The following is a 12921-nucleotide window of genomic DNA, read 5'->3' as shown; positions in this document are numbered from 1 at the left end:
CTTTTTCGTTTCGCCGGCTCCGGCGAGCCGGCCCTGCATGAGGAGCCGAGATGTCATCGACCTTGGAGCACCGCGCGGTCGCGCTGGGCGGGACCCGCGTGGGCGCCGGGCCCGCCGTGGTGGTCGCCGGCCGGATCAGCCTGCGTGCCCGTCCCGTCGTTTCCGGCGGCCCGGCGCCGTCCCTCCAGGAGGCGGTCGCGGCGGCCCGCTGGCGGGGAGAACGGCAGGGCGACCAGTGGGGTGAACGGCCGGGGAGCCGTGGGGCAGAGGCGCCGCCGGGGCGGGAGGCCCGCGTTCCCCTGGTCGAGCCGGCGGACGCCGGCGACCTGCCCGCCATCGCGGAGCGCGCGGACGGCGTGGTGGTCGGCGCCTCCTGGACCCGCGACATCCCCCTCGTGCGCGCGGCGGCGGCCCTCGGCATGCCCGTCGTGGTGGAGCGGCGGCCCTCGGCGTCGCTGGAGGAGTGGCTCGCGCTGGCCGACTACTGCGCGCTGGAGGGCAGCGGCGAGGTGATCCTGTGCGAGGGGGGCCGGCTGGACCTGGGGCTGCTGCGGGCGGCCCGGGAGGCGTCGGGGCGCCCGGTGCTGGCGGACGTGACGGGCGCGCCGGGCCTGTCGGCGGCGGCGGTAGCGGCGGGGGCGGACGGGCTCGTCCTGGGCGGCCTCCCCGCGGCGCCGGACCCGTCCGCCCCGGGTGTCGTGGACGCGGAGGCGTTGCGGGCCGCGGGGGAGGCGGTGACGCTCGTGGGGGCGCTCCTGCGGCCCGAGGCGCCCGCCACGCTGCCGGAGTGCCGGGAGGCGATCGACCGGGTGGACGCGGCCCTGGCGACGCTCCTGGAGCGGCGTGCCGCGCTGGCCGGCGTCGTGCAGACGCTCAAGCCGGTCGGCGGCTTCGCGGGTCGCGACCCGGAGCGCGAGCGGTCGCTGGTCGCGCGGATGGCCCGCCGCGCCCCCGGACTGGGCGAGGAGCGGCTGGCGGCCGTCATGAACACGGTCATCGAGGCGGGCCTCCACCTGGCCGAGGAGCGCCGCCGCCCGTGACGACCCGGCCCGCGACGAGACCGGGCCGGTGCGGCCGGGTCAGGGCCGGGTGAGGACGAGGTTGTTCATCGGGCGGCCCGGGCCCGTGACGATCTGGCGGTCGACCAGCTCGGCGAGGCGCCGGTAGCCCTCGCCCGTCGGGTGGAAGCTGCGGCTGTCCACCCGCAGCTCCTTCACGTGCACGATGAGCCGGTTGAGGTACGGCCGGGCGGTGCCCGCCTCGTGGCCGTCGAACGCGTCGTAGGCGTCCACGAACTCCACGCTCCCCGGCCCGCCGAACGCGGCGACGGCCCGGTCGAGACCCAGCGCCGCCTCCCGCATGACGTCGTTCAGCCGGCGGGTGACGCCGTTGAGCCAGAGCTGGTCCTCGGGACTGAGGTTGTCCACCCGGTCGGCCGGGCCGGCGGGGAACGGCCTCGGGTAGCCGAGCACGACGATCCGGGCCCGCGGCGCTCTGACGCGCAGCTCCCGCAGCACCCCGAGCAGGCTCTCCCGCAGCCCGGCGACCCGCCGGGCCACCTCGCCGTCCTGGTCCACGCACGCCGACGACCAGGGCAGCTTGACGATGCACGCGGTCAGCACGCGGGCGAACCCGGCGTCGTTGCCGCCGATGGTGACCGTCACCAGGCTGGTCGAGGGGTCCACCCGGGCGACCTGGGGGCGCTGCCCGTACTGGCCCCGGAGGAGCTGGCCGGTGGTGGCGCCGCTGCACGCCCAGAACCCCGCGCCGCCGCCGAAGCGGTGGGCGCCCGCGACCAGCGGCACGTACGAGCCCTGCGCGCGGTGGCAGCGGGCCGCGCCCTCCCCGGCCGGCTCGCCGCCCGGGTCCCCGGCGTTCCCGCCGGGCTCGGCCGGGGCGTACACGCCCTCGCCGGAGGAGTACGAGTCGCCCAGGCCCGCGTAGGAGCCGCTCAGCGCGACCTGCACGGCCGTCAGCCGGGTCGCCCGCGGCAGGCTGCCCGCCGGTGGCGCCGTGGCGGGACAGCCCGCCTGGAGCGCCGCGCAGGCGAGCCGCTCGTACACCCCGAGCGGCAGCCCCGCGACGGCCAGCAGCGCGCCGAGGACCGCGGCCGCGACCATGGAGGCGAGGGGAACGGCGGGGACGATGCGGACGTTGCTGCGCCTCTCCAGCCCGGCCTCCCCGAACGCGACGACCCCCACGCCGGTCCGGACGCATCGGTCGTGACACCCCGTTCCGCCGGCCCGCACGAGGAGCGTAACCCGCGCCGCGCGCCGCGGCACGCCCGCGAACGGAAGCCTGGCGCAGGGGTAGGCGGGCTGTCGGCGGGGAGCATGGAAGTCGGGGGCGTAGAACATCAGGCGGGAGGCGCCGCTCCATGCCGTCCAGCGACTCGTTCGTCCATCTGCACGTGCACACCGAGTACTCCATGCTCGACGGGGCCGCGCGGCTGAAGCAGATCTTCGAGCGGGTCGGCGAGCTGGGCATGCCCGCGATCGCGATCACCGACCACGGCAACATGCACGGCGCCCACGACTTCTACACGCAGGCGACCGCGGCGGGCGTCAAGCCGGTCATCGGCATCGAGGCCTACGTGGCGCCGGAGCTGCGCCACGACAAGGAGCCGGTCCTGTGGGGCGAGCCGTACCAGAGGAAGGACGACGTCTCCGGGGGCGGCCACTACACCCACCTGACCATCTGGGCGCGCGACAGGACCGGCCTGCACAACCTCATGAAGCTCAGCTCGCGCGCCTACACCGAGGGCTTCGTCCGCAAGTGGCCGCGGATGGACGCGGAGCTCCTCGCCGAGCACGCCGGCGGTCTGATGGCCACCACCGGCTGCCCCTCCGGCGAGGTGCAGACCAGGCTCAGGCTGGGCCAGTACGACGAGGCGCTGAAGGCCGCCGCGAAGTACCAGGAGATCTTCGGCAAGGACGGCTTCTTCCTGGAGATCATGGACCACGGCCTCGACATCGAGCGCCGGGTCCGTGACGGGCTGACCCGCATCAGCCGCGACCTGGACATCCCGCCGCTGGTCACCAACGACTCCCACTACACCTACGCGTCCGACGCCGCCTCCCACGACGCCCTCCTGTGCGTCCGGACGGGCAAGCGCCTGTCCGACCCCGACCGGTTCCGGTTCGACGGCAGCGGCTACTCCATCAGGTCCGCCGACGAGATGCGCGCCGTCGACTCCTCCGAGCTGTGGGCCGAGGGCTGCCGCAACACGCTGCTGGTGGCCGAGAAGGTCGATCCGGCCGGGTTCTTCGCGGTCAAGAACCTGATGCCGGCCTTCCCCGTCCCCGACGGGATGACGGAGGAGGCGTACTTCCGGCAGGAGGTCCGCAAGGGCCTGGAGCGCCGCTTCCCCGGCGGCGTGGACGGGGAGCACCGCGCCCGGGCGGAGGAGGAGCTCGGCGTCATCCTCCGGATGGGCTTCCCGAGCTACTTCCTCGTGGTGGCCGACGTCACCATGTGGGCCAAGAGCAACGGCATCCGCGTCGGCCCCGGCCGGGGCTCGGCGGCCGGCTCCCTGGTGGCCTACGCGCTGGGCATCACCGACCTCGACCCCATCCCGCACGGCCTGATCTTCGAGCGCTTCCTCAACCCCGAGCGCGTCTCCATGCCCGACGTCGACATCGATTTCGACGAGCGCCGGCGGGCCGACGTGATCCGGTACGTGACCGAGAAGTGGGGCGCCGGCAAGGTCGCCATGATCGTCACGTTCGGCACCATCAAGGCGAAGGCCGCCGTCAAGGACGCCGGTCGCGTCCTCGGCCACCCCTACGCGCTCGGCGACCGCGTGTCCAAGGCGTTCCCTCCGGCGGTGATGGGCAGGGACATCCCGCTGTCGGGCATCTTCGACAAGGACCACCCGCGGTACGCCGAGGCCGGCGAGCTGCGCAGGCTCTACGAGGAGGAGGCCGAGGTCAAGGCGACGATCGACCTCGGCAGGGACCTGGAGGGCCTGATCCGGCAGACCGGCGTGCACGCCGCCGGCGTCATCATGTCGGCCGAGGCGCTGACCGACCACATCCCGATCATGCGCCGCGACTCCGACGGCGCGATCGTCACGCAGTTCGACCATCCGGCCTGCGAGGCGCTCGGCCTGCTGAAGATGGACTTCCTGGGCCTGCGCAACCTCACGGTCATCGACGACTGCCTCAAGGCCGTCCAGGCCACCACCGGCGAGCGGATCGAGCTGCTCGACCTGCCGCTCGACGACGTCCGGACGTACGAGCTGCTGGCGCGCGGTGACACGCTCGGCGTCTTCCAGCTCGACGGCGCCGGCATGCGCTCGCTCATGCGGCTGATGCGCCCCGACGGCTTCGAGGACATCTCCGCCGCCCTCGCGCTCCACCGCCCCGGCCCGATGGGCGCCGGCTCGCACATCAACTACGCGCTGCGCAAGAACGGCGTGCAGGAGATCGTCCCGATCCACCCCGAGCTGGCGGAGCCGCTCAGGGACATCCTCGACACGACCTACGGCCTGATCGTCTATCAGGAGCAGGTCATGGCCATCGCGCAGAAGGTCGCCGGCTACTCGGCGGGCGGCGCCGACCTGCTGCGCCGCGCCATGGGCAAGAAGAAGAAGTCGGAGCTGGACCGGCAGTACCAGTCCTTCGAGCAGGGCATGCGGGACGACGGCTTCCCGGCCGCCGCCGTCAAGGCCCTGTGGGACGTCCTGCTGCCGTTCTCCGACTACGCCTTCAACAAGGCGCACACCGCCGGCTACGGCCTCGTCGCCTACTGGACCGCCTACCTGAAGGCCAACCACCCGGCCGCGTACATGGCGGCGCTGCTGACCAGCGTCAAGGACGACAAGGACAAGTCGGCCCTCTACCTCCACGAGTGCCGCCGCATGGGCATCAGGGTGTTCCCGCCGGACGTCAACGACTCCGACTTCGACTTCACCCCGCGCGGCGCCGGCATCCGCTTCGGCCTGTCGGCGGTGCGCAACGTCGGCGGCGACGTCGTGGACGGCATCATCGCGGCGCGCGAGGAGAAGGGCCGCTTCGCCGACTTCGAGGACTTCCTGCGCCAGGTGCCCGCGATCGTCCGCAACAAGCGGGTGATCGAGTCGCTGATCAAGGCGGGCGCGTTCGACTCGCTCGGGCACGCGCGCAAGGGCCTGGTCATGGTGCACGAGCAGGCCGTCGACGCGATCGCCGGCATCAAGCGGAACGAGGCCGCCGGGCAGGACCCCCTGTTCGGCGCGGCCGGCGGCGGCGAGGACCGGGCGCTCGACGTGGAGATCCCGGTGGGCGAGTGGGACAAGAACACGCTCCTGCGGTTCGAGCGGGAGATGCTCGGCCTGTACGTGTCGGACCACCCGCTGTCCGGCGTGGAGCACGTCCTGGCCTCCGGCGTCGACTGCACGATCGCCGCCCTGCAGGACGAGAGCCGGTCCGACGGGCAGATCGTCACCGTGGGCGGCATCCTCAGCGGCCTCCAGCGCAAGCTCACCAGGAGGGGCGACCCCTGGCTGCTGACCCGGCTGGAGGACCTCGAAGGCTCGATCGAGGTCATGATCTTCACGTCGGCCTACCGGCTCTGCTCGACGATCCTGGCCGAGGACGCGATCGTCCTCGTCAAGGGCCGCATCGACCGGCGCGAGGACGTCGCCAAGCTCGTCGCCACGGAGGTGACGGCGCCCGACCTCACCCAGGAGGGCCCGCTGCTGGTCAGCCTGCCGCTCGACCGGTGCACGCCGCCGGTCGTGGCCCGGTTGAAGGAGATCCTCGCCACCCACCCCGGCACCTCCGAGGTGCGCCTCCAGGTGCGCGACGGTCCGAGGACGACGGTCATGCGGGTGGCGGACCGGCTGCGGGTGACGCGGTCGCCGGCCCTGACGGGCGAGCTCAAGGAGCTGCTGGGCCCGGCCTGCCTCGGCGGCTGACCCCCCGCGCCCCGAGCCGGGGCGGCGGGAGGGCAGGAGCTGACGGAACGGCGGCGGCGAGTCGGTGAGGCTCGCCGTGGTCCGCCGGTGGCGGGGTGGGGCAGGATCGGAGGGTGACCGAACTGCACTACCTCACCGCCGCCGAGATGGCCCGGCTGGTCCGCGCCCGGCAGGTGAGCGCCGTCGAGCTGCTCCAGGCGTGCCTCGACCGGATCGAGCAGGTCAACCCCCGGGTGAACGCCGTCGTCACCCTGGCCGCCGAGCAGGCCATGGACGCCGCCAAGGCGGCCGACGCGACCGAGCCGCAGGGTCCGCTGCACGGCGTCCCGGTGGCGCACAAGGACCTGGTCGACACGGCCGGCATCCGCACCACGTACGGCTCGCCCCACTACGCCGGCCACGTGCCCGGCGCCGACGACCTGATCGTGCGCCGGCTCCGGCACGCCGGCGCGATCACCGTGGGCAAGACCAACACCCCCGAGTTCGGCACCGGCTCCCACACGGTCAACGAGGTGTTCGGCGCCACCCGCAACCCGTACGACCTGTCCCGCTCGGCGGGCGGCAGCAGCGGCGGCGCGGCGGCGGCGCTGGCCGCCGGGATGGTGCCGCTCGCCGACGGCTCCGACATGGGCGGCTCCCTGCGCAACCCGGCCTCGTTCTGCAACGTCGTGGGGCTGCGGCCCACCCCCGGACGGGTGCCCGAACCCTCCGACGTGGCGGCCTGGTACACCCTGGCGGTCCAGGGGCCGATGGCGCGCACGGTCGGCGACGTGACGCTGATGCTGTCGGCCATCGCCGGGTTCGACCCGCGCTCGCCGTTCGCGATCACGGAGAGGTTCGCCCCGGACCCGGAGGAGGGCGTCGCCGGGCTGCGGGTGGCCTGGAGTCCCGACCTGGGTGGCCTGCCGGTGGACCCGGCGACGGCGGCGGTCACGGCGACCGCGCCCGCCGTGTTCGAGCGGCTGGGGGCGCGGGTGGAGCGGGTGGAGCTGGACCTGTCCGACGCCGAGGACGCCTTCCGCGTGTACCGGGCCTGGTACTACGCCCTGGCGTTCGGCGACCTGACGGGACTCGGCCCGAACACGAGCTGGAACGTCGAGCGGGGACGGCAGGTCACCGGCGCCGACCTGGCCCGCGCCGAGCGGCTGCGCAGCGGTCTCTACCAGCGCATGGCCGGCTTCTTCGACACCTACGACGTGCTCATCGCGCCGGTCAGCCAGGTGCCGCCGTTCCCGGTCGAGGAGCCGTACGTCAGGCGGATCGACGGCGTGGAGATGCCCGACTACCTGGCCTGGATGCGCTCGGCGTACTGGATCAGCGTGCTGCACGCGCCGGCCGCGTCCGTCCCGGCCGGCTTCACCGAGGACGGGCTGCCGGTGGGCGTGCAGATCGTCGGGCGGCCGTTCGCCGACGCCCAGGTGCTGCGCGTGGCCGCCGCGTTCGAGCGGGCGACCGGGCACGGCCTGCGCCGCCCGCCCCTGTGAACGCCGCCGGCGGCCGCCTCAGCCGCCGAGCCCGTACGGGGTGCGCAGGGGCGACTCGCGGTAGCCGTGCATGCCCTCCATCAGGCCGAAGATCGCCACCGCGCACAGCGGCCAGGCCACCAGCACGCCCCTGGCGGTCAGCCGGAGCGACCCCGCGACCACCTGCGCCCCCGGCACGGCGGCGGCCTCTACGGTCACCGCTCCGAGCGTGAAGGTCGAGCCCACCCACAACGTCACGAACGCCGCCAGCACCCCGCCGGCGCACAGCGCGAGCAGCACGGGAAGCTGGACGCGGCGGCTGAGGAACCAACCGGCCGCGCCGCAGAGCACCCCCAGCCCGCCCGTGACGACCGCGAACCAGCCGTCGGCGGCGATCAGCGCCTGCGTGGTCGGGTCGGCCAGGATCGGCCCCTGCCTCGTCACCTCGTACGGGGCGCGCGGGGAGAGCGCCGACCACAGCAGCCCGGCGAGCACGGCGAGCCCGGCGAGGGCGAGGACGGTGACCGCGAACGCCCGCACTTGCCTCGCCACGCGATTCCCCCTCAGCCGTGCTCGCGAAAGCCGTGCTCCCGAGATTCGGGCTCCCGAGATTCGGGCTCCCGAAAGTCGGGCTCTGAACCGGATCACCGGAACAGGTTGATGGTATCTCCCGGTTAGGCTCGCTTCGTGAATCATGACGAGGTCTGGCTGATCGATCCTTCCGGCCCGCTGCGCGGGGATGTGGAGGTGCGCGGCTCCAAGAACGCGGTCTCCAAGCACATGGTCGCCGCCATGCTGGGCGACGGTGAGAGCACGATCCAGAACGCCCCGGAGGTGGGCGAGGTCGGCATCACCGCGGCCATGCTGGAGTCCCTCGGCATCCATGTGGAGATCACCGAGAAGGAGATCCGCGTCGCGCCGGGCGCCGAGATCCGGCCGCGCGTGCCGGACGCGTTCACCGGGCTGAACCGCATCCCGATCCTCATGCTCGGCCCGCTGCTGCACCTGGCCGGCGAGGCGTTCGTGCCGCTGGTCGGCGGCGACCCCATCGGGCGGCGGCCGGTCAACTTCCACGTCGAGGCGCTGCGCGCGATGGGCGCCGAGGTCGAGGTGGGTGACGGCGGCATCTTCGCCAAGGCCAAGCGGCTGCGCGGCACCCGCCTGGAGCTGCCGTACCCGAGCGTGGGCGCCACCGAGACGATCCTCATGTCGGCCGTGCTGGCCGAGGGCAAGACCGTGGTGAAGAACGCCGCCATGGAGCCGGAGGTCGTGGAGCTGGCCCTGTTCCTGCAGCGGATGGGCGCCCGGATCGAGCTCTCGCCGGACCGCCGGATCGTCATCGAGGGCGTCGAGCGGCTGCGCGGCGCGTCGATCTGGCTGGCCGGCGACCGCATCGAGGCGTTCTCGTACCTGGCGGCGGGGCTGATCACCGGGGGAGAGGTGCGGGTGCACGGCTGCCCGCAGGACCGGCTGGTCACGGCGATCACCACGCTCGCCCGGATGGGCGCCCGCTTCGACATCAACGACGAGTACCTGTGCGCCACCGCGCCGCCCGAGGGGCTGCGCTCGGCGGCCGTGCAGACCGACACCCATCCGGGCTTCATGACCGACTGGCAGACGCCGCTCATGGTGCTGTTCACGCAGAGTCAGGGCATGTCGGTGCTGCACGAGACGGTCTTCGAGAACCGCCTGGTGTACGTGCCGGCCCTGCAGCGGATGGGCTGCGAGATCGAGGTGTTCGACCAGTGCCTCGGCGGCCCCGCCTGCCGCTACCACGACACCAACGCCCGGCACTCGGCGGTCGTGCGCGGCGTGTCCAAGCTCACGGGCGCCGACGTGACGCTGCCCGACATCCGGGCGGGTTTCTCCGCGGTGCTGGCCGCGGCCGTGGCCGACGGGACGTCCACGTTGCGCGGCGTGCACCACATCGTCCGCGGTTACCACAAGCCGTTCGAGCAGTTCGTGTCGCTGGGTCTGAACATCCGCCGCGAACAGTAAAGGTGTCGGCTCCCCGGGTTTGCCGAGGAGCCGGTCGCCGCAGATCGTGTGCGTGAGAGTGTTGCGATGCGTGAGCGCGCTGGGGCTCGTGGGAGCGCTCTGCGGGGTGCTGGCCGCCTCCCTCGTCGCCCCCGCCGTCAGCGGTGCGGGGCTCGCCGCCAAGAGCGTCGCGCACACGTTCGTGGACCTGCCGCCGGCGCCGCGCGAGGAGCCGCTGTCCCAGGTGACCCGGCTGCTGGACCGCAACGGCAAGCCGTTCGCGCAGTTCTACCAGGCCAACCGGCGGGCGGTGCCGCTCTCCCGGGTGGCCCCCGTGATGCGCCAGGCCATCGTCGCGATCGAGGACGCCCGCTTCTACGAGCACGGCGGCCTGGACGTGCGCGGCACGCTCCGGGCGCTGCTCACCAACACCCAGGCGGGCGGCATCCGGCAGGGCGGCTCCTCGCTCACCCAGCAGCTCGTGAAGAACATCCTGGTCGAGAGCGCCAGGACGGACGACGAGCGCGACCGGGCGCGGGCGCCCAACCTCAGCCGCAAGATCACCGAGCTGCGCCTGGCGCTGGCGATGGAGCAGAAGTACAGCAAGGACCAGATCCTGGAGAGGTACCTGAACATCGCCTACTTCGGCGCCGGCGCGCACGGCGTGGAGGCGGCGGCCAGGCGGTTCTTCTCCACCACGGCCGCGGACCTCACCCTGACGCAGGCGGCCACGCTGGCCGGCGCGGTCCGCATGCCGTACTCCACCGACCCGTCGATCGGCGCGGCGCAGCGGGCGCGGCTGAAGGAGCGGCGCGACCTCGTGCTCGACCGGATGGCCGAGCTGCGCATGGTGGACGCGCGGGCGGCCGCCGCCGCCAAGGCGACCCCGCTCGACATCCAGCTGCGGCCCGAGCCCGGCGGCTGCGCGCAGAGCGCGTACCCGTTCTACTGCCTGTACGTCCAGCGGGAGCTGCTCACCAACGTGGCGTTCGGCGCCACCGCGGCGGAGCGGCGCTCCCGGCTCGCCACCGGCGGGCTGGTGATCAGGACGGCGCTGGACCCGGTGGCGCAGCGGGCGGCCGAGCGGGCGATCCGCGCGCGGGTGAGCCCGAGGGACACCGAGGTGGCCGCCGAGGCCATGGTGGAGCCGGGCACGGGGCGGATCCGGGCGATGGCGGCCAGCAAGGACTTCGGCCGCAACCCCGGTGACCACAAGAACGGGTCGCGGACGACGTTCAACCTGGTGGCCGACATGGCGCACGGCGGGGGAATGGGGCTGCAGGCAGGCTCCACGTTCAAGGCGTTCACGCTGGCGACCGCGCTCCAGCAGGGCTGGCGCTTCGACCAGGGCTACGAGACGCCGGGCGTGCTCGTGCCGTCGCAGGGCTACCGCGACTGCCGCGGCCGGCCCGTGAACGCGCCCGGCGTGCGGGTGCACAACGCCAGCGGGGAGGGCGAGGGCGGCCCGTACAGCCTGTCCACCGGCACGTGGAAGTCGGTCAACATCTTCTACATGATGCTGGAGCGCAAGGTCGGCCTGTGCAACGTGGTGCGGACCGCCAAGGCCCTCGGCATCACCCGGGCCGACGGCCGGCCGCTGCGCGAGGTGCCGACGTTCACGCTGGGCGTCAACGAGATGGACCCGGTGACGGTGGCGGCGGCGTTCGCGGCGTTCGCGGCGCGCGGCAGGTACTGCCGGCCGCAGGCCATCGTGGAGATCGCCGGCCGTGACGGGCGGAGCACCCGCGTGCGGCCCACCTGCGAGCAGGCGCTCGACCGCAAGGTGGCCGACGCCGTCAACCACGTGCTCCAGGGCGTGTTCGACAAGGGCACGATGACCGGGCAGGGCATCGGCCGCCCGGCCGCCGGCAAGACGGGCACGAACAACGGCTACACCTCGGCCTGGTTCGCCGGCTACACCCCGGACCTGGCGGCGGCGGTCAGCGTGGGGGACATCCGGGGTTCCTACCGGTTCCCGCTGCAGAATGTGGAGATCGGCGGCCAGTACTACGGGTCGGTCCAGGGGGCGTCGCTGCCGGGGCCGATCTGGGTGGACTCGATGGAGTCGGCCCTGCGCGACACCCCACCCGGCGACTTCCACGGTCCTGACATGTCACGCTTCGGCGGTGGTTTCACGCCGGGGCTGAAGGAGGCCGAGGAGGCGGAGAAGATGCGGGCCATGGTCCGCAGGCAGCGTCAATGGCTGCGGTGGGCGCGCCGCAACGGCCACCTGCTGTGGCCGCCCGGCACGAACGTGCTCGGCGAGCAGAGGCCGGACGGCCGCCCGCACCGGCCGGGCCGGTCGGGAACCGTCCCCGTGCGGCCGGGCGGGACGGGAACCGTTCCTGTGCGGCCGCCGGGGCGGACGGGGACCGTGCCCGTCAGGCCGGGGGCCGCCGTTCCCGGGGCGCCGGTGCCCGCGCCCGCCCCCGGCTCCGGGGCGGGGACCGTACCGAGGTAGGAAAGTCAGCGCTTGGCGATCGGGGAGGTCACGGCGCGGGTGAGCGCGATGAGGTTGGCCGGGGCGGTCTCGATCTGCAGCCCCCGCCGGCCCGCCGAGAAGTAGATCGTCCCGAAGTCCAGCGCGGAGGAGTCCACCACCGTCGGCAGCTGCTTGCGCTGCCCGAGCGGGCTGATGCCGCCCACGACGTAGCCGGTCACCCGCTCCACCTTCGCCGCGTCGGCCATGGCGGCGCGCTTGCCGCCGAGGGCGGAGGCCAGGGCCTTGAGGTCGAGCCTGCCCGCGACCGGCACCACCGCCACCGCGAGGCCGCTCTCCACCTCGGCCACCAGCGTCTTGAAGATCCGCTCGTACGGCACGCCGAGCGCGTCGGCGGCCTCCTCGCCGTACGCCTGGGCGGCGGGGTCGTGGTCGTACGGATGGAGGCTGAACTCGGCCTTGGCCTTGGTCAGCGCCACCGTGGCCGGGGTTCCCCCCGGCGCCTTCGCCTTGCCCACGTCTGCCCCTTCCCGTGATCTACTTTGTAAAGGCGCTCAGCCGGCGCGGTGGAACCTGCGGTGCAGCTCGCGTACCTCCTCGTCGAGGCCCGGGACCGGCCCCTCGACCACGACCCGCGGCGCGACCTCGGACACCGGCAGGGGACGCACCGGCGGCTCCGGCACGCCCAGCTCGCTCAGCCAGTCCACGAGCTGCGCCGACGAGGCGACGTACACGATGCGGCCGAGCCCGACCCAGCCGTGCGCGGCGGCGCACATGGGGCAGTGCTCGCCGGAGGTGTAGACGGTCGCGGCGGCGCGCTCCTCCGGGGTCAGGTGGGCGGCCGACCAGCGCGCCAGCTCGAACTCCGGATGCCTCGTGTGGTCGCCCCCGGCCACCCGGTTGTGGTCCTCGGCGAGCACCTCGCCGTCGCCGGACACGAGCACGGAGCCGAACGGCTCGTCGCCCACGGCCAGGGCCTCGGCGGCCAGCTCCACACAGCGGCGCAGGTGCCGCAGCTCGTTCTCCATCACCATGAGAGCTCCATCACCATGACCGGCCTCTTGCATTCCCGGCCTCCCGAATTCGGGGGTCATGGTATCGGCCGGTCCGAGGCTTGACGTGATCTGGATGTCCGGATGGTG

9 protein-coding genes are annotated in these 12921 nt (G+C 73.6%); 5 read left to right on the top strand and 4 right to left on the bottom strand.

Going from position 1 to position 12921, the window contains the following annotated elements; translation table 11 throughout:
• Positions 1-50: 50 nt before the first annotated feature.
• Positions 51-1040: a chorismate mutase gene (locus ACIBG4_RS02890; protein WP_397200401.1), complete on the top strand. Its 990-nt coding sequence runs from the start codon at positions 51-53 to the stop codon at positions 1038-1040.
• A 39-nt stretch (positions 1041-1079) separates the two neighbouring features.
• On the opposite strand, the gene ACIBG4_RS02885 is transcribed toward ACIBG4_RS02890, so the two are convergent.
• Entirely contained in the window at positions 1080-2201 is a 1122-nt protein-coding gene (locus ACIBG4_RS02885; protein WP_397200400.1) for an SGNH/GDSL hydrolase family protein, read from the bottom strand.
• A gap of 176 nt (positions 2202-2377) precedes the next feature.
• On the opposite strand from ACIBG4_RS02885, the gene dnaE reads away from it, so the two are divergent.
• Both dnaE and ACIBG4_RS02875 read left to right on the top strand, forming a co-directional pair.
• Positions 2378-5899, top strand: a complete 3522-nt coding sequence (gene dnaE, locus ACIBG4_RS02880; protein ID WP_397200399.1) for a DNA polymerase III subunit alpha — start codon at positions 2378-2380, stop codon at positions 5897-5899.
• 113 nt (positions 5900-6012) lie between these two features.
• Complete coding sequence (locus ACIBG4_RS02875; protein WP_397200398.1) at positions 6013-7383, top strand: amidase; 1371 nt, start codon at positions 6013-6015, stop codon at positions 7381-7383.
• Positions 7384-7401: 18 nt separating this feature from the next.
• Here ACIBG4_RS02875 and ACIBG4_RS02870 read toward each other — a convergent pair whose 3' ends face one another.
• Complete coding sequence (locus ACIBG4_RS02870; protein WP_355436837.1) at positions 7402-7914, bottom strand: hypothetical protein; 513 nt, start codon at positions 7912-7914, stop codon at positions 7402-7404.
• A gap of 135 nt (positions 7915-8049) precedes the next feature.
• On the opposite strand from ACIBG4_RS02870, the gene murA reads away from it, so the two are divergent.
• Positions 8050-9360 carry a UDP-N-acetylglucosamine 1-carboxyvinyltransferase gene (gene murA / locus ACIBG4_RS02865; protein WP_310709302.1) on the top strand — a complete coding sequence of 437 codons (1311 nt, stop codon included), beginning with the start codon at positions 8050-8052 and terminating at the stop codon, positions 9358-9360.
• Positions 9361-9430: 70 nt separating this feature from the next.
• Positions 9431-11800, top strand: a complete 2370-nt coding sequence (locus ACIBG4_RS02860) for a transglycosylase domain-containing protein (RefSeq protein WP_397200397.1) — start codon at positions 9431-9433, stop codon at positions 11798-11800.
• Positions 11801-11805: 5 nt separating this feature from the next.
• On the opposite strand, the gene ybaK is transcribed toward ACIBG4_RS02860, so the two are convergent.
• Positions 11806-12297, bottom strand: a complete 492-nt coding sequence (gene ybaK, locus ACIBG4_RS02855) for a Cys-tRNA(Pro) deacylase (RefSeq protein WP_310709300.1) — start codon at positions 12295-12297, stop codon at positions 11806-11808.
• Between the two features lie 36 nt (positions 12298-12333).
• Positions 12334-12813 (bottom strand): nucleoside deaminase, encoded by a 480-nt coding sequence (locus tag ACIBG4_RS02850; protein ID WP_397200396.1) that lies wholly within the window; start codon positions 12811-12813, stop codon positions 12334-12336.
• Positions 12814-12921: the final 108 nt, after the last annotated feature.

Origin of the sequence: Nonomuraea sp. NPDC050383 (genome assembly GCF_044459125.1) — a bacterium.
Taxonomy (GTDB): domain Bacteria; phylum Actinomycetota; class Actinomycetes; order Streptosporangiales; family Streptosporangiaceae; genus Nonomuraea.
Note: the sequence above shows the minus strand (reverse complement) of the source record. Positions and strands in the feature narration are given on the sequence as shown.